The 17,494-nt window shown below is 71.9% G+C and carries 13 protein-coding genes; 5 read left to right on the plus strand and 8 right to left on the minus strand.

Annotated elements, in window-relative coordinates; translation table 11 throughout:
- Nucleotides 1–104: 104 nt before the first annotated feature.
- Both ABZ564_RS26090 and ABZ564_RS26095 read right to left on the minus strand, forming a co-directional pair.
- Nucleotides 105–3,845, minus strand: a complete 3,741-nt coding sequence (locus ABZ564_RS26090) for a S8 family serine peptidase (RefSeq protein WP_360861055.1) — start codon at nucleotides 3,843–3,845, stop codon at nucleotides 105–107.
- A 121-nt stretch (nucleotides 3,846–3,966) separates the two neighbouring features.
- Nucleotides 3,967–4,782, minus strand: a complete 816-nt coding sequence (locus tag ABZ564_RS26095) for a serine hydrolase domain-containing protein (protein ID WP_360861057.1) — start codon at nucleotides 4,780–4,782, stop codon at nucleotides 3,967–3,969.
- A gap of 91 nt (nucleotides 4,783–4,873) precedes the next feature.
- Here ABZ564_RS26095 and ABZ564_RS26100 point away from each other — a divergent pair, with 91 nt between their 5' ends.
- The 3 genes from ABZ564_RS26100 to ABZ564_RS26110 are packed head-to-tail and all read left to right on the plus strand — an operon-like array spanning nucleotide 4,874 to nucleotide 6,843.
- On the plus strand, nucleotides 4,874–5,335 hold the full coding sequence (locus ABZ564_RS26100; RefSeq protein WP_360861059.1) for a MerR family transcriptional regulator: 462 nt from the start codon (nucleotides 4,874–4,876) through the stop codon (nucleotides 5,333–5,335).
- On the plus strand, nucleotides 5,335–6,351 hold the full coding sequence (locus ABZ564_RS26105) for an aldo/keto reductase (RefSeq protein WP_360861061.1): 1,017 nt from the start codon (nucleotides 5,335–5,337) through the stop codon (nucleotides 6,349–6,351). Before ABZ564_RS26100 ends, ABZ564_RS26105 begins: the two co-directional genes overlap by 1 nt.
- A gap of 45 nt (nucleotides 6,352–6,396) precedes the next feature.
- Nucleotides 6,397–6,843 carry a VOC family protein gene (locus ABZ564_RS26110; RefSeq protein ID WP_360861063.1) on the plus strand — a complete coding sequence of 149 codons (447 nt, stop codon included), beginning with the start codon at nucleotides 6,397–6,399 and terminating at the stop codon, nucleotides 6,841–6,843.
- Nucleotides 6,844–7,019: 176 nt separating this feature from the next.
- On the opposite strand, the gene ABZ564_RS26115 is transcribed toward ABZ564_RS26110, so the two are convergent.
- From ABZ564_RS26115 to ABZ564_RS26135, 5 genes are all read right to left on the minus strand, one after another.
- On the minus strand, nucleotides 7,020–7,703 hold the full coding sequence (locus ABZ564_RS26115) for a response regulator transcription factor (protein WP_360861065.1): 684 nt from the start codon (nucleotides 7,701–7,703) through the stop codon (nucleotides 7,020–7,022).
- A 13-nt stretch (nucleotides 7,704–7,716) separates the two neighbouring features.
- On the minus strand, nucleotides 7,717–8,946 hold the full coding sequence (locus ABZ564_RS26120) for a sensor histidine kinase (protein WP_360861067.1): 1,230 nt from the start codon (nucleotides 8,944–8,946) through the stop codon (nucleotides 7,717–7,719).
- Between the two features lie 9 nt (nucleotides 8,947–8,955).
- A complete protein-coding gene (locus ABZ564_RS26125; protein WP_360861069.1) occupies nucleotides 8,956–9,909 on the minus strand; it encodes a DUF4429 domain-containing protein in 954 nt (317 codons plus the stop codon).
- 87 nt (nucleotides 9,910–9,996) lie between these two features.
- Nucleotides 9,997–11,208, minus strand: a complete 1,212-nt coding sequence (locus ABZ564_RS26130; RefSeq protein ID WP_360861071.1) for an alpha/beta hydrolase — start codon at nucleotides 11,206–11,208, stop codon at nucleotides 9,997–9,999.
- A 214-nt stretch (nucleotides 11,209–11,422) separates the two neighbouring features.
- Complete coding sequence (locus ABZ564_RS26135) at nucleotides 11,423–12,094, minus strand: TetR family transcriptional regulator (protein ID WP_360861073.1); 672 nt, start codon at nucleotides 12,092–12,094, stop codon at nucleotides 11,423–11,425.
- A 117-nt stretch (nucleotides 12,095–12,211) separates the two neighbouring features.
- Here ABZ564_RS26135 and ABZ564_RS26140 point away from each other — a divergent pair, with 117 nt between their 5' ends.
- The gene (locus ABZ564_RS26140) at nucleotides 12,212–13,822 is read left to right on the plus strand and encodes an MFS transporter (protein ID WP_360861075.1); all 1,611 of its coding nucleotides are present in this window, start codon (nucleotides 12,212–12,214) and stop codon (nucleotides 13,820–13,822) included.
- Nucleotides 13,823–14,023: 201 nt separating this feature from the next.
- Entirely contained in the window at nucleotides 14,024–14,446 is a 423-nt protein-coding gene (locus ABZ564_RS26145) for a peptidase inhibitor family I36 protein (RefSeq protein ID WP_360861077.1), read from the plus strand.
- A gap of 98 nt (nucleotides 14,447–14,544) precedes the next feature.
- Here ABZ564_RS26145 and aceE read toward each other — a convergent pair whose 3' ends face one another.
- The gene (gene aceE / locus ABZ564_RS26150) at nucleotides 14,545–17,277 is read right to left on the minus strand and encodes a pyruvate dehydrogenase (acetyl-transferring), homodimeric type (RefSeq protein WP_360861079.1); all 2,733 of its coding nucleotides are present in this window, start codon (nucleotides 17,275–17,277) and stop codon (nucleotides 14,545–14,547) included.
- Nucleotides 17,278–17,494: the final 217 nt, after the last annotated feature.

A 17,494-nucleotide genomic window follows, 5' to 3' on the forward strand; every position in this document is an offset into this window, starting at 1 on the left:
GCCTGGGGAGTACGGCCGCAAGGCTAAAACTCAAAGGAATTGACGGGGGCCCGCACAAGCAGCGGAGCATGTGGCTTAATTCGACGCAACGCGAAACGACGCGGCTACTTCAGGCCGAACGCCCGGATGACGTCCTGGGTGACCGTCAGGCCGTCCGGGCCCTCGGCGGTGGCCCGCAACGACACCCAGCCGCCCCGGTGGCGCGGGGTGGAGAGGGTCGTGCTCCACTTCCCGTCGCCCGACCGCTTCAGCGTGGCCGGCTGCCACGACTTGCCGTCGTCGTACGACACCTGGAGCGTGGCCCCGGTCGCGGTGACGCCGCTGGTGTAGCTGGACGAGCTGAGCCCCAGCGGCACCCGGCTGCCCGCGCGGACCTGTCCGCGCAGGTCGGTGTCGACGTCGTAGCCGAGGTCGAGGAGCGGGATCTCCTGCTTCGGCGTACCCCGCGGCGGCGCCCCCGAGCGGAACGTCCAGGTGGTGTCCGTGGCCGTGGACCCGGCCCAGGTGCCGTTGTCACGGTCCGCCTTCAGCGTGAGCGTGTACTCCTGCTCGGCGGTCGGCAGCGCGCTGGAGTAGCCCGCGTAGGCGCCGGTGCCCAACGACTTCTCGCCGCTGCGCAGTTCGGAGGCCGCGCTGCCGCCGGGCGACCGCGCGATGTGGCCGTCGGAGCCGCCGGACCAGGCGGGCACGCTCCAGGAGATCCCGTTGCTGGTGCGGCTGGGCCGCCACAGGCCCTCGCCGAACCGGGGCGCGTTCACGGGCTTGAACCAGTCGGACGGGTAGCGCTTGCCGGCCGTGTACGTCTGCCCCGGCGCGACCTCCAGGACGGAGTCGGCGCCGAGGGAACTCAGGGTGAACCGGTGATCCTCGTCCCACTTTCCGAGCCCGGCGGGCGCCGGAGTGACGTAGTCGGTACGGATGGCCGGGTAGCCCTCCTTCTGCGTACCGCCGACGCCCTCCCCCCAGGTGGGCGTGAAGAGACGGTGGCCGGTCCCCTCCCGCGTGCCCGCCTCCTTGCGGAGCGCGTAGAACGAGGTGTCCAGGCGCGCCAGCCGGTCGTGGCCGGGGGAGTAGACCAGGTCGTGGTCCGGGATGGAACCCTTCTGGTACTGGAGGAGGTCGTACTGGTAGTCCGGGTAGCGGTGTTCGGTGAGGTTCAGGATGCCGAAGCCGGTCCTCGCCTCCTTGATCAGGCGCGCTCCGTCCGCGCTGCCCGTACTGGCCAGCGACAGACCGTGGTTGTCACCGAACGTCTCGTACAGCCGGCCCGGCTGGTCGCCGACGGTGATCAGCATGGCGGCGCCGGCGTCCGCGGCGGCCTGCGCGCGCCCGGCGGGGCTCGACGTGCCGCGGTCGACGACGACCGCCTTGCCCTTCGCGTTCAGACGGGCGTAGTCGGCCGGGGTGCCGGCGCCCGCGTAGACGGTCCGGAGGATCCGGTGACCGTCGTGGTACGCGGTGCCGTTCTGCCCGGTGAGTTCGACGGTGCGGCCGGTGCCGGTGGCCGCGTCGAGGAACTTCTGCCTCAGCTGCCAGTGCACCAGGAGGTCCTGGACGCCGTCCTCGGTCTGCGGGGTGGGCGATACGTACAGCTCCGTGTACGCCTTGTCCAGGACGAACGCCGAGCCGAGGGCGCCACCGCCGGCGAGGCTGCGCCGGTACTGGACGACCGTCTGGGCGGTCTCCGTCTCACGCGGTGTGGTGACGCGCACCCGGCTGGCCTCGGTGGCGTCGAGGCGGGCCGTCGCTTTCTCGTGACCGGGGCCCACGGCGATGTCCGGTGCGACGAGCATGGCCATGCCGAGGTCGCCCGGGTCGTCCCCGTTCACGTCCAGGAAGCCGAACGCGGTGTAGCTGCGCGGGGGCAGGCGCAGCGTGGTGCTCCCGTACACCGCGACGAAGCCGGGCGCCGCGTTACCGGGATAGGTCAGGGCGACCGTGCCGGTGGCGGGCTTCCCGTCCCGGTCGGTCAGTTCGATCGTGTAGTCGTACGCCTCCGGCTCCTTGAACAGGGCGTAGGCGGTGTGGGCCGCGGTCTTTCCGGTCGCCCGGTCCGTCGCGGTGACCTGGCCGGACAGCGCGGTCGCCGCCGTGGACGGGGGCAGGCCCGTCGGGTCGAGCCGCACCGTCACCTGCGCGCTGCCGCCCGCCGGGACGGTCACCGAGGCGTCGGAGAGCGACACCGTCGAGCCGGTGGTGTCGGTGCTCAGGTCCAGGGTGACGTCGGCGCTGCCGGTGTTGCGGTACGTGAGGGTGCGGTCGACCGGCCCCGCGTCCGCGTTGGGCCACTTGAAGGCCGCGGCCGGCACGGAGCCGGGGGCCTCGATGGTGGACTCCAGCGCCGCCGTCACGTCCATGCGCCCGGCACCCTGCTGATACGGCGTCAGCCTGCTGAGCTTCTTCGACGACGTCATCAGCGCGTTCTTGATCCGGTCCGCGTCCCAGTCCGGATGCGCCTGGTGCAGGATCGCGGCCCCGCCCGCCACGTGCGGGGTGGCCATCGACGTACCGCTCATCGACTGGTACATCGGGGCGCCGTCCGCCGGGTGGGCGGCCGCCGCGCGGATGGAGACGCCCGGCGCGGAGATGTCCGGCTTGAGGGCGTAGGAGTGCGCGACGGGTCCCTGGCTGGAGAAGGCCGCCCGGGAATCGCGCTGGTCGACCGCCCCCACCGTCAGCGCGGAGGCCGCGGCGCCGGGCGAACCGATCGAGCCCGGCGTGTAGTTGTTGCCGGCGGCGACCACGAACAGCGGGCCGCCGTCGGCCGAGAGCCGGTCGACGGCCAGCGAGAGCGGGTCGGTGCCGTCGGACGAGGCGCTGCTGCCCAGGCTCATCGACACCACGTCGACGCCCTGCTCCCGGGCCCACTCCATCCCCGCGAGGATGCCCGACTGGGAACCGTCGCCCGTGTCGGACAGCACCTTGCCGATGTAGAGCTTCGCGCCCGGCGCGACCCCCTTCTCCTTGCCGTCGGACGCCGCACCCGACCCCGCGATCGTGGAGGCCACATGCGTGCCGTGCCCGTGCCGGTCGTCGGCGGTCTCGCCCGGTACGAAACTCTTCTCGGCGACGACCGCGTCCTTCAGGTCCGGGTGGGTGGCGTCGACCCCCGTGTCGAGGACGGCCACCTTGCTGCCGGTCCCGTCGAGCCCCTTCGCCCACGCCTCGGGCGCGCGCACCTGCGCGACCGAGTCGCTGAGCGCCACCTCCACCTTGCCGTCGAGCCACAGCTTGCCGATGCCGCTGTCCGCGGCGAACCCGCGCGTCTTCGCCCCGGCCGCCGGAGCGATGTCCTTCCAGAACGCGCGGGCGTGCCCGGCGTCGGCCTTCATCGCCGTGGCGTCGGCCCTGTCGAACTTCCGCACCCGCGAGGCCCCTGCCGGGGCGGCGGGCGCCTCGGCACTACGCCCGTTCGGCGCGCCGGCGATCACGGGTATGCCGCCGGAGCGGGCGTCGTCGTAGCCCATGGCCACCAGACCGGTGACGTTGAACAGTTCGGCGTCCAGCTTCCCCGAGGCGATGAGCCCCATCGCCTCGGTGGGGATCACATAGGTGTGGTGGCCGTAGCTCTGTACGCTCACCCCGCCGTGGGCGCCCGGAGCACGGTCGACGGTGACGTCGTCCTGATCGCCGGGCCGGTCCGTGTAATGGACCACGTCACCGGTGATGAGCGTGATGTCGTGGGCCGCCTGTCCGGCCGGAGCGGGGGCCGCCGCCGCGCCCGTCACCGTGCCGGACGTGCTGTCCGCGGCGGCCGGCGGCGTGACCAGCAGCGCACCGCCGAGCGCCAGCGCGGTGGCGGTCGCCGCGGGGAGATACCGAAGTCTGGGTCTTGATCGTGTCATGGAGGGGGTCTGCGCCCCCGCGAGCCCCGCCAACCGCGGTCCCGGTGGCGGGACTGCGTCATGACGTGAGCTCGTCAGCGGTGCGGAGGGAGGGGGCCGGGCACCGGCCCCCTCCCTCCGGTCAGCCCGCCAGTTCCGCCAGCACCGCGTCCGTGAACGGCGGCCACGCCTCGATGGCCCACGGGCCGAAGGCCCGGTCGGCGAGGGCGACGCAGGCCGCGCCCGCCGCCGGGTCGATCCACAGGAAGGTGCCCGACTGACCGAAGTGGCCGAACGTCGCGGGGGAGGACGAGGCGCCGGTCCAGTGCGGGGACTTGGCGTCGCGGATCTCGAAGCCGAGGCCCCAGTCGTTGGGGTTCTGGTGGCCGTAACCGGGCAGGACGCCCTTCAGGCCGGGGTGGACGACGCTCTGCGCGGCGAGGACCGTGCGCGGGTCGAGGAGGCGGGGGGCCTGCACCTCGGCGGCGAAGCGCACGAGGTCGTCGACCGTCGAGACGCCGTCCTTGGCGGGGGAGCCGTCCAGGGTGGTGGCGGTCATCCCGAGGGGTTCCAGGACCGCCTGCCGGACGTATTCCGGGAACGGGATGTCGGTGGCCTTGGCGATGTGGTCGCCCAGGACCTCGAAGCCGGCGTTGGAGTAGAGGCGCCGGCTGCCGGCCGGGGCCGTCACCCGGTGCTCGTCGAAGGCGAGGCCGCTGGTGTGGGCGAGGAGGTGGCGCACGGTCGAACCCTCCGGCCCCGCCGGTTCGTCCAGTTCGACCGCCCCTTCCTCGTACGCCACCAGCGCCGCGTAGGCGGCGAGCGGTTTGGTGACGGAAGCGAGGGGGAAGCGGTGCGCGGTCGGGCCGTGCGTACCGGCGACCGTGCCGTCCGCTCGTACGACGGCCGCCGCCGCGGTGGGGACGGGCCAGTTCTCGATCATCGCCAGGCTCTGCATGCGTACGAGAGTAGGTTCCGGGTGCCGTCCGCCGAAACCCGCACCCCGCCCTGCTTGCTTCGAGTGCACTCCAACGTCATAGCGTGGAGGCATGACGGTGACGGAGACCAGTTCGACCCGGACCGATATCTGCGCGGCCGCCCCCTCGGCGCATCCGCGCCCCGAGGGGCAGGACCGGTACACGATCAGCGAGGTGGCCGCGTTCACCGGCCTGAGCGCCCACACGCTGCGCTGGTACGAGCGGATCGGCCTCATGCCGCACGTGGACCGCTCGCACACCGGTCAGCGCCGCTTCAGCAACCGGGACCTGGACTGGCTCGCCTTCGTCACCAAGCTGCGGCTGACCGGGATGCCGGTCGCCCACATGGTCCGGTACGCGGAACTCGTACGTGAGGGCGACCACACCTTCGAGGAACGGCAGGAACTGCTGGAGGCGACCCGCCGCGACGTGAGGGCGCGGATAGCGGAGCTCCAGGACACCCTGGCCGTGCTGGACTACAAGATCGACTTCTATGCGGGCGCCCGAGAGGCGCCGGAAGGGCCCAGTGCCTGATGACTGACAACAAGATCGCCACGGTGGAGCTCGGCAGGGGCGGACCGCAGGTCGGGGTCCAGGGCCTCGGGTGCATGGGCATCAGCGAGTTCTACGGAGACACCGACGAGGTTTCGGCCCGCGAGACGCTGGAAACGGCGCTCACGGCGGGCGTCACCCTCTTCGACACCGCCGACATCTACGGCAGCGGCGCCAACGAGACGTTCCTCGCGCCGTTCGTCGGGGCGCACCGCGACGAGATCATCCTCGCCACCAAGTTCGGCATCGAGCGGCGCGACGAGGACCCGGACTACCGGGGCGTGAACAACCGCCCCGAGTACATCCGCAAGGCCGTCGAGGCGAGCCTGCGCCGGCTGGGAACCGACGTGATCGACCTCTACTACATGCACCGCCACGACCCCGCCGTCCCGTTCGCCGATTCCGTCGGAGCCATGGCCGAGCTGGTGAAGGAGGGCAAGGTCAAGCAGCTCGGGCTCAGCGAGGTCACCGGCGCCGAACTGCGCCAGGCGCACGCCGTGCACCCGATCGCCGCCCTCCAGTCCGAGTGGTCCCTCTTCAGCCGGGACGTCGAGCACAGCGCGGTGGCCGCCGCGGCCGAGCTGGGCGTGGCGCTCGTGCCGTACTCCCCGCTGGGCCGCGGCTTCCTCACCGGGTCCTTCGCGGACGCCGGCAAGGACCTGGCCCCGGGCGACTTCCGCGCCTCGCAGCCCCGCATGACCGGCGAGAACGCGAAGACCAACGCGGCTCTCCTGGAGCCCGTCCACAAGATCGCTGCCGCGCACGGGGCGAGCGCCGGGCAGGTCGCGCTCGCCTGGGTGCAGCAGCGCGCCCGGGTCCACGGCCTCACCGTCGTCCCGATCCCGGGCACCCGCAAGAGCCACCGCCTCCTGGAGAACACGGGCGCGACCCGCCTCACGCTCACCGACGAGGAGCTGGCCCTGCTCGAACCGATCGCCGGCCGGGTCGCGGGCGACCGCTACCAGGACATGAGCCTGACCTCCCTCGCGCGCGAGTAGCGGCGGGTAGCGTCCGCACGAGGAAGCGACAGAGGAGGAACCGGCATGGCGATCCAGCGGATGGACAACGTCGGCATCGTCGTCGAGGACCTGGACGCCGCCGTCGCGTTCTTCGCGGAACTCGGGATGGAGCTGGAGGGCAGGGGTGAGGTCCAGGGCCCCTTCGCCGACCAGTGCACCGGCCTCGACGGCGTCCACTGCGAGATCGCCATGCTCCGGACCCCGGACGGGCACAGCCGCCTGGAGCTGGCGAAGTACCGCAGCCCCGCCCTGATCGACGCCCCGCGCGACCGGCCGCACAACGTGCTGGGCACGCACCGCGTCATGTTCGCCGTCGACGACATCGAGGACACCGTCGCCCGGCTGCGCCCCCTCGGCGGCGAACTCGTCGGCTCCATCGCCCGGTTCGAGGACAGCTACCTCCTCTGCTATCTGCGCGGCCCGGACGGCGTCATCGTCGGTTTGGCGGAGCGGCTGGGCGGGAACGGCTAGGACGCGTACGGGCCCTCGGCGTCACCGCCGGGCGCCGAAATCCGGCGCCGCGGGGGGCGGCGCCGTGGCCGAGCCCGGCGAACTCGAGGCGCGGGACCCCGCCGATCCGGGCACACCCAGGAGCCGGCTGCCGGGTGATGCCCGGCTGGCGGGTGGGCCGGGGGATCAGGCTCCGGTCACGCGCTGCCGGGCACGACGAGCCCCGCCTCGTACGCGAAGATCACCGCCTGCGCCCGGTCCCGCAGGGAGAGCTTCGCCAGGACGCGCCCGATGTGTGTCTTCACCGTCTGCTCGGCGAGCACCAGGCGCCCGGCGATCTCCTGGTTCGACAGGCCGCGCGCGATCAGCTCCAGGACCTCCGTCTCGCGCGGGGTCAGCCCGTTCAGCCGCAGCGCGGCCCCGCCCCGGGCCGCCACGGCCGGCTGCTGCCTGGTGAAGTCGGCGATCAGACGGCGCGTCACGGACGGCGCGAGCAGCGCGTCGCCCGCCGCCACCACCCGTACCGCCGCGATCAGGTCCGCCGGGGGCGCGTCCTTCAGCAGGAAGCCGGACGCCCCGGCCCGCAGCGCCTCGTACACGTAGTCGTCCACGTCGAACGTGGTCAGCATCAGCACCCTGGGCACATGGACCACGCCCGGCGAGGGGGCGAGGAGTTCGCGGGCCGCCGCCAGGCCGTCCATCTCCGGCATCCGGACGTCCATCAGGACCACGTCCGGATGGACGCGGCGGCTGACGTCGACGCCCTGGCGCCCGTCCGGCGCCTCACCGACCACGTCGATGTCCGCCTGCGCCGCCAGCAGGGCCGCGAAACCCGCCCGCACCATGGCCTGGTCGTCGACGATGATCACACGGATGGTCACGGTTCCTCCGGACTCAGGGGGCGTCGGCGGGCCCGGGCGGGGACAGCGGCAGCCGCGCGGCGACCCGGAATCCCCCGTCCGGCAGCGGCCCGGTGTCCAGCGAGCCGCCGGTCAACCGTACGCGCTCACGCATCCCGACCAGACCGTGCCCCGTTCCCGCCGTCTCCAGCGGCGAAACCGGCTGCCCCGGTGGGTCGTTGACGACCAGCACCGTCACATGCGCCCCGTCCGATGCGACCGAGACCCGGGTCCGGGCGCCGGGCGCGTGCCGGACCGCATTGGCCAGTGCCTCCTGCACGATCCGGTACGCCGACAGGTCCACGGCCGGAGGCACGCCGTCCAGACCGGCGGCCAGAGACAGTTCGGCCGGCAGCCCCGCCCGTACCGTCGTCTCCACCAGCTGCTGCAAGCGGCCGATCCCCGGCTGGGGGGACCGCTCACCCTCCGTGCCGTCACCGCGCAGCACCACGAGCAGCCGCCGCATCTCGGCCAGCGACTCCCGCGCGCTCGCGGCGATCGTCCCGAACTCCTCACGGGCCTCGTCCGACAACTCCGGGAGCCGGTAGGGCGCGGAGTCCGCCTGGACGGTGATCACGGACATGTGGTGGGCGACCACGTCGTGCAGCTCGCGGGCGATCCTGGCCCGCTCCTCCAGCAGCGTCCGCCGGGTGCGTTCCGCCGCGCTGACGGTCTCCTGCTCGGCGAGCCGGCGCTGCGCGACGCGCCGCTCCCGTACCGCAGCGCCGATCACCAGCACCACGGCCCCGGCCAGGGGAAGGAGCAGCACGCCGCCGTTGCCGCGGTCGGGGCGGACCAGATGGAGGACGAGGCTCGCCGCACCGGTCGCCAGCCAGACGGTGACGAGGGTGCGGCGGGGCTCGCGCAGGGCCAGCGCGAGGAGCAGGAAGAGGCAGGCGATGAGTGCTGACGGCTGCCACGGCCATGCGGCGTCCTGGCGGGCCGGCTCCCCCAGGAGCACCAGCGCGCCCGCGATGTCGGCGGGGAAGGCGATCCCCCAGGCCCACAGCGGCCGGCGCGCCAGCATCAGCAGGGGCCCGGCCTGCGCGACGGCGAGGGCGGTGGCGACCGCGCCGCCAAGACCGTACCGACCGAGGAGATCGGCCAGGGTGACGGGGAGGAGGAGGGCGGTCGAGGTGAGGGCGGCGGCGTACGGCAGGAACCTCGTCCACCGCCGTGAACCGGGGGTGTGCGCGGAGACGGGAGCGGGTATCGGCTCGGTCATCGCGGGCGGCTACAGCTCGGCGAGGAGCTGCGTCTTCTTGGCGCTGAACTCCTCGTCGGTCACCAGACCCGCCCGGTGCAGCTCCCCGAGGTGGTGGATGCGTTCCGCGATGTCCGCCGGATCGCGCCGGGCGGCGGCCGTGAGGGGAGGGGCGGCCGGGGCCGCGGACTGCTTCCTGCGTACGGATTCCAGGACGGCGGCCGCGAAGGGCAGCGACTCGTGGACCGGGCCGTAGCCGAGCCCGAAGATCACCGCCGCGGGGTCCTGGTCGGCCCGGGCGGGCCGGGGTGTCACCGGCTGGACGCCCGTGGCCGTCCCGGTCCGCGGCCCCGCGCCGGCCGCGGGGGCGGCGAGCACGTCCGATGCCGGGACCACGGTTTCCGACCCCTTGGGCAGCAGCCGCAGATAGCCCTCCAGGCCCTCCGGCGAACGCCATTCGACCCCGCACAGGTCCGTGACCGGGAACGTCTGGTCGCCCGCCTTCCACTTCTCCGATGAGGCGCCCGTCCAGAACCAGCGGAAGGAGATCCGTTCGCCGTCGAAGCCGGCCCGGCCGTCGTACGCCTTGAACTGCATCGGCGCCCGGGGGGCGGCCACCAGGAAACGGTCGGCGGGCTCGCCCGCGTCCGCCCCGAGACAGGCCCGCAGCTCGTCCGCGTAGTACTCGGCGAGGGTCTCGCGGGCGGCGGGGAGCACCAGGCGGTACGGGTCGCAGGCATCCTTCAGCTGCCCGGCGGCGGCCTCCAGGAGCGGGTCGGCACCGGGGCGCGGGACCGCGCGCAGCACCACCGTGCCCCGCTTGCCCGGGGTCAGCGTCACCGATGACAGCGCCGCGTGCGGGACGCGGCGCTCGCGGAGGCTCTGGAGGAGTCTCGGCGTGCGGATACCCCGTCCGTAGCGGATGAGCACGGAGTCGGCGTCGAACTCCCAGGTGGCATGAATACCGGCCAGCACATCACCCATGTGCCTCATCGTATGCGGCACTTGCCCGCCCCGTCCCCTCTCGGAGCCCACCGCGTCCCAGGACCGGGCGCGGTGCCTCTACGCGCGTCAGGCTGACGCGTTGGCATACACCCCGCCGTTGCAGGTGCTGTCGGTCCGGGCGCAGGTCACCGAGGCGTAAGCGCCCACGCCGATCGCGGCGAAGTTGTCGAGGCTCTCGGTGCCCGGCTCGAAATAGCCGCTGTGGCCGACCGCGCCCTCCGCCGAGACGATCCGGGCGCCGAAGTCGTGGTCCACCGGATCGGCGCCGTGGCCCAGGCCCCCGAACTCCAGGTTCGGCACGTCCTCGATCCAGTCGCCGCTGTCCCGCATCGCCCACACATGCGCCCTGGTGCGCAGCTGACCGGCGTTGTCGGCCCGCATGCCGGGGCTGCCGGCCACCGCGATGTCCTCCACCCGGCCGGGCAGCCTGCTCGCGGCGACCCCGCACAGCACGGAGCCGTAGCTGTGGCAGAACAGCGAGACGGGCGCGGGGCCCGGGAGCGCCCGGACGAGCGCGTCGAGCCGGACCGCCCCGCGCTCGGCGAGGTTGCCCAGGGCGGCGTCCATCCCGATCCCGGCGGGTGTGGTGTAGTCGGCCCAGGCGATCACGGCGGTGCGCACCGAGGGGCGCGCGGCGCGCTCGGCGGCGTACAGCGACTTGGCCATGCCGACGGGCGCGGCGTTGGTCTTGGCGCCGGTGCGTTCCAGCGTCAGGAGATTCGTGTCGACGCCGGGCACCACGAGCGAGATGCGCCGGGCCCGGTCGAGATCGCCGAACACCTCGGCGGCCAGCCCGCGCCCCGACGGGTCGAACGCCAGGAAGTGCCGGTCCTTCGCGAGCATCGAGCGGAAGCGGTCCAGGCGGTGCTGCGCCTCGGCGCGGCCGGTGGCGGAGAGCCTGGTGTCGTGGACGCGCTTGCGTTCGACCGCGCTCGCCTGCCCGATCGCCCGTCGGTTCGCCCGGTAACGGGCGGTGACCGGGGCGCCGTTGAGGTTGCCCACGACGAGCGGGTGCCTGTCGGCGAGCTGCGCGCGCTGCGCCGCGGTCAGCGTGGCGAAGAAACGCGCCACCTTGTACGGCGGGGAGTCGGCGTCCGGCAGCGGCTGTCCCGCTATCGATCCCTTCGCCCAGGAGGCGAGCGCGAGCGCGCGGGAGTCGGTGGAACGCTGGTGGCGCACGGCGGTCCAGCCGGTGGTCGCGAGCATCACGAAGACGACCGCCAGGGCGAGCAGGGCGCGCCAGGCGGTGAGCGTGGGGGAGGAATCGAAGGAAGTCACTCCGGACCACCCTAGGAGACACGGGTGGCCGGTTTACGGCCAGGGTGACGCACATCACCCGACTGTGCGGAAGGACACGGCGGTTGTCTCACGCTGGGTGCGGCCGTGCGACACGCTCCGCGCGCCCCCGCCCGCCGCGCTCACGCGCTGCTCACGGCGGGTGTCCCTTCGTCGATCGCGGTCGTGCCGCTTGCGGCGTGTGTCTCGACGCCGATCACGGCTGTACCGCTTGCGGCGTGTGCCAGGTTTCGGAGAGGGCCGGGGTGAGCGCGTCGAGGTACGTCTCGGTCAGGGACCGGAGCGATTCCATGCCGGTGTCCCTTCCCTGGCCCCACAGTTGGCCGGCCGCCCGCATCACCCCGGAGAACGCGGCGACGGCGACCCGGGGTCGCGGGTCACGGGCCATGTCCAGGCCCTCGCGCCCGGCGATCAGTGCGGCGATCTGGTTCTCCAGATCGATGCTGCGGCGCAGGTGGGCGGCGAGCAGTGACGGTGTCGATTCGATCATCCGGTAGGCCCGCATGTGGAGTTCGACCGGGATGATCGCCTCGACGGTCTCTCCGATACTGTTCCAGGCGCACAGCACGGCGCGGCGCATCGCCTCGAACGGGGCCTCGCCCGCGGGTCGTTGGCGCAGTTCGGAGAGGAAGTGCGACTCCACCATGTCCTGCACGGCGAAGACGACCGCCTCCTTGCCCGCGAAGTAGCGGAAGAAGGTGCGCTGGGAGACCTCGACCGCGTCGGTGATCTCGTCGACGGTGGTCTCCTCGTACCCGTGGGTGGTGAAGAGCTCGAGGGCGGCGACGAGCAGCGCGTCGCGGGTGCGCCGCTTCTTGCGCTCGCGCAGCCCGGTCGGGAGAGCCGCGGACGGCTGCCCTTCGGTCACTGAACTGGTCCTCTTTTCCCTGCTTTGTCCAGCTCAGCTTACCTGTGAGCTACGTGACAGTTACCGACTAGTGAAATGGTTTGTCAACTGTCAGTGGCTGACACTAATCTCACGCGTATGACTAGTCAGACCACCGTCGAAAAGGCTCCGCGGAACCCTCGGGACCCGGTCGGTCCCGCACCTGCCAAGGGGCTGCGCGGCCACCCCTGGCTGACGCTGTTCTCCGTGGCCATCGGCGTGATGATGGTCGCGCTCGACGGCACGATCGTCGCGATCGCCAACCCCGCCATCCAGCAGGACCTCGGCGCCTCGCTCGCCGACGTCCAGTGGATCACCAACGGCTACATGCTCGCCCTCGCGGTCTCCCTGATCACCGCGGGCAAGCTCGGTGACCGCTTCGGTCACCGCCAGACCTTCCTCATCGGTGTCGTCGGCTTCGCGGCCGCGTCCGGGGCCATCGGCCTCTCCGACAGCGTCGCCCTCGTGATCACCTTCCGGGTGCTCCAGGGCCTCTTCGGCGCGCTGCTCATGCCGGCCGCGCTCGGGCTGCTGCGCGCCACCTTCCCGGCCGAGAAGCTGAACATGGCGATCGGTATCTGGGGCATGGTGATCGGCGCCTCGACCGCGGGCGGCCCGATCCTCGGCGGTGTGCTCGTCGAGCACGTCAGCTGGCAGTCCGTCTTCTTCATCAACGTGCCGGTCGGCATCCTCGCCCTGGTGCTCGGCGTGCTGATCCTCAAGGACCACCGCGCCGAGAACGCCCCGCGCTCCTTCGACGTCGCCGGCATCGTGCTGCTGTCCGGGGCGATGTTCTGCCTGATCTGGGCGCTCATCAAGGGCTCCGAGTGGGGCTGGGGCGACATCCAGACGATCGGCTTCCTGGTCGGCGCGGTCGTCCTGTTCCTGGCCTTCGCGCTGGTCGAGCAGCGCGTGAAGGAACCGCTGGTCCCGCTGGCGATGTTCCGCTCCGTTCCGCTCTCCGCGGGCACGGTCCTGATGGTGCTGATGGCCTTCGCGTTCATGGGCGGCCTCTTCTTCGTCACCTTCTACCTGCAGAACGTGCACGGCATGAAGGCCGTCGACGCGGGCCTGCACCTGCTGCCGCTGACCGCGATGATGATCGTCGCCTCGCCGCTGGCGGGCGCCCTCATCACCAAGTTCGGCCCGCGTGTCCCGCTGGTGGGCGGCATGGTCTGCACCGCCGTCGCGTGCTTCGGCATGTCCCAGCTGGCCGTCGGCACGAGCACGCTCACCATGTCGGTCTGGTTCGCCCTGCTCGGCCTCGGCCTCGCCCCCGTCATGGTCGGCGCCACCGAGGTCATCGTCGGCAACGCCCCGATGGAGCTCTCCGGTGTCGCCGGTGGCCTCCAGCAGGCCGCCATGCAGGTCGGCGGCAGCCTCGGTACGGCGGTGCTCGGCGCGATCATGGCCTCGCGCGTCGACTCCGAGCTGCCCGGCAACTGGAAGGACGCCCAGCTGCCGCCGCTCACGCCCGAGCAGCTCGACCAGGCGTCCTCCGCCATCAAGGTCGGCATGCCGCCCGTCCCCAAGGACGCCCCGCCGGAGATCGCGGGCAAGATCGTGGGCGTCGCGCACGACACGTTCGTCTCCGGCATGAGCACCGCGTTCATGGTCGCCGGCATCGTCGCGGTGATCGCCGCCCTGGTCGCCACGCTGACCAAGCGCGGCGAGAACGCCGAGGCGGGCATGGGCGGCGGCCACATCTGACGGCCCCGTCACGCCGTTCGCGTCAACACGGCGCGTCCCACAGCCCCGCCGGAGCGATCCGGCGGGGCTGTCACCTGTCAGGGTGAACCCGGCCCCGAACACTTCCGGTTACGCTGCGTAACGGATCAGGGTGGTGGTGGAAGATCCACATCGGTGGACGCTCCACGTCAGCAGTTCCATCACCACGGGGGTTGATCTCGCATGCGCACGACCGTTGTCGCGGCCGCCCTGGCCGCCACCCTTCTGGCCGTCACGGCCCTGTTCTCGTCCCCGCCCGCCCGCGCCACCGCCGCGCCCGACCGGGTCGCCGCGTCCGTCGCCCGGACCGCCGCGCCCGACCGGCTCGGGGACTGCGGGAGCGGGCAGCTCTGCCTCTGGGCGAAGCCCGAGTTCACCGGGGCCCGGCAGACCCATGAGCTGTCCACCATCGACATCGAGAGCTGCGTGCCGCTGAAGACCGGCACCACTGCCCAGGCCCTCGCCAACCGCACCGGCCGGCCCGTCACCACCTACCAGTCCGCCGAATGCCAGGAGACCGGCGAGTTCGAGACATACCCGGGCGGCGGTACCTGGCTGCCACGCTCCCCGTACCAGGTACGCGCCTTCAAGGTCTGGGAGAACTGACCGGCCGGGACCCCAGGCCGGGACCGCCGGCCGGCGCCGGACACGCCGCGGGGCGGCGGCACCCTCCCGGGCCCCGCCGCCCCGCACCGGTCGCAGCGTTACGCGTCGCCGCCCGCGGCCCCCGGATCGGCCGAGGCCACGTCCAGCAGCTCGTAGCGGTCGACCGCCGTCTTCAGCGCCGACCGGTCGATCTTCCCGTCCTTCGCCAGCTCGGTGAGCACCGCGAGCACGATCGACGGCGCGTCGATGTGGAAGTACCGCCGCGCCGCGCCCCGCGTGTCCGCGAACCCGAACCCGTCCGCACCCAGCGACTGGTACGCACCGGGCACCCAGCGGGCGATCTGGTCCGGCACGGACCGCATCCAGTCCGACACCGCCACGAACGGCCCCTGCGCCCCGGACAGCTTCCGCGTCACGTACGGGACGCGCTGCTCCTCCTCCGGGTGCAGCAGGTTGTACCGCTCCACGTCCACGGCCTCGCGCCGCAGCTCGTTCCAGGAGGTCGCCGACCAGACATCCGCCTTCACGTTCCACTCGTCGGCGAGGATGCGCTGCGCCTCGACCGCCCACGGCACCGCCACGCCGGACGCCAGGATCTGGGCCGGGATCTCGCCCTTCTCGCCGCGGCTGTAGCGGTAGACGCCCTTCAGGATGCCCTCGACGTCCACGTCGGCGGGCTCCGCGGGGTGCTGGATCGGCTCGTTGTAGACGGTGAGGTAGTAGAAGACGTCCTCGCTGTTCTCGCCGTACATCCGGCGCAGCCCGTCCTGGACGATGTGCGCGATCTCGTACCCGAACGCCGGGTCGTAGGCCACACAGCCCGGGTTGGTCGAGGCCAGCAGCTGGGAGTGCCCGTCGGCGTGCTGGAGGCCCTCGCCGGTCAGCGTCGTACGGCCGGCGGTCGCGCCCAGCACGAAGCCGCGCGCGAGCTGGTCGGCCATCTGCCAGAACTGGTCACCGGTGCGCTGGAAGCCGAACATCGAGTAGAAGACGTACACCGGGATCAGCGGCTCGCCGTGCGTCGCGTACGCCGAGCCCGCGGCGATCAGCGAGGCCGTGCAGCCCGCCTCCGAGATGCCGTCGTGCAGCATCTGCCCGGTCGGCGACTCCTTGTACGCGAGCAGCAGATCGCGGTCCACCGACTCGTACTGCTGCCCCAGCGGGTTGTAGATCTTCGCGCTCGGGAAGAACGCGTCCATGCCGAAGGTGCGGTACTCGTCGGGTGCGATCAGCACGAAGCGCTTGCCGATCTCCTTGTCCCGCATGAGGTCCTTCAGGATGCGGACAAACGCCATGGTGGTGGCGATCGACTGCTGACCCGAACCCTTCTTCGCCGTCGCATACGTCTTGTCGGCGGGCAGCGGCAACGGCTTCGCGCGCACCACGCGGGTCGGGACGTAACCGCCCAGGCCCTTGCGGCGGTCGTGCATGTACTGGATCTCCTCCGAGTCGTGGCCCGGGTGGTAGTACGGCGGGTTGCCGTCCTCCAGCCGGGAGTCCGCGATCGGGATGTGCAGCCGGTCCCGGAACCGCTTCAGGTCCTCGGCGGTGAGCTTCTTCATCTGGTGGGTCGCGTTGCGCCCCTCGAAGTTCGGCCCGAGGGTCCAGCCCTTGACCGTCTGCGCCAGGATCACCGTCGGCTGGCCCTTGTGGGCCTTGGCCGCCGCGTACGCCGCGTACACCTTGCGGTGGTCGTGACCGCCGCGCCCCAGGTGCAGGATCTGCTGGTCGGTCATGTCCTTGACCATCTCGCGCAGCCGGGGGTCGTCCCCGAAGAAGTGCTCCCGGATGTACGCGCCGGTCTCCGTCGCGTACGTCTGGAACTGCCCGTCCGGCGTCGTGTTCAGCTTGTTGACCAGGATGCCCGTGCGGTCCTGCGCCAGCAGCGGGTCCCAGGAGCGGTCCCAGACCAGCTTGATGACGTTCCACCCGGCACCCCGGAACTGGGACTCCAGCTCCTGGATGACCTTGCCGTTGCCGCGCACCGGCCCGTCGAGGCGCTGGAGGTTGCAGTTGACGACGAAGGTCAGGTTGTCCAGGCCCTCGCGGGCGGCGATCGACAGCTGCCCCAGCGACTCCGGCTCGTCCATCTCGCCGTCGCCGAGGTAAGCCCACACATGAGAGTTCGACGTGTCGGCGATGCCGCGCGCCTCCATGTAGCGGTTCATCCGCGCCTGGTAGATCGCGCCGAGCGGGCCGAGGCCCATCGAGACCGTCGGGAACTCCCAGAAGTCCGGCATCAGCCGCGGGTGCGGGTAGCTGGACAGCCCGTGCGGCGCCTTCGACCTCTCCTGGCGGAACGCGTCGAGCTGCGCCTCGCTCAGCCGGTCCAGCAGGAACGCGCGGGCGTAGATGCCGGGGGACGCGTGCCCCTGGAAGAAGATCTGGTCACCGCCCAGACCGTCGTCCTTGCCCCGGAAGAAGTGGTTGAACCCGACGTCGTACAACGAGGCGGAGGAAGCGAACGTGGCGATGTGCCCGCCCACGCCGATCCCCGGACGCTGGGCGCGCGAAACCATCACGGCCGCATTCCAGCGGGTCGCGTTGAGGATCTTGCGTTCGATTTCCTCGTCGCCGGGGAAGAACGGCTCGTCCTTCGTGGCGATCGTGTTCACGTAGTCCGTGCTGCGCATCTCCGGCACCGCGACACGCTTCTCGCGCGCTCGCTCGATGAGCCGGAGCATGAGATAGCGGGCCCGCTCACGGCCTCGCTCGTCGACGGCGGCGTCGAGGGAGTCGAGCCATTCCTGGGTCTCTTCGGGATCGAAATCCGGGACCTGACTCGGAAGGCCGCCAATGATGATCGGGTTGCGATCGGATCCGGAAGCCACGCTGTTCCTTCGCTGTTCGGTGCTGCGCTTCGGGGCCTGTTTACGGGAGTCATGCCCCCGGACATGAGGATGTGTACGCCATCCCCATCGTGTACCGCTGGAACGCGTACGTCATCTCTACCGAGAGGTAACCGCGAACTCGTCGCGGACCCGGTTCCGCCGGGGCGGATGGACGGCTGCCGAGTGGGTATCGGTGCAGGCAGGAGGTGTCGGACAG

This window comes from Streptomyces sp. NPDC019224 (genome assembly GCF_040632605.1).
Classification (GTDB): Bacteria; Actinomycetota; Actinomycetes; order Streptomycetales; family Streptomycetaceae; genus Streptomyces.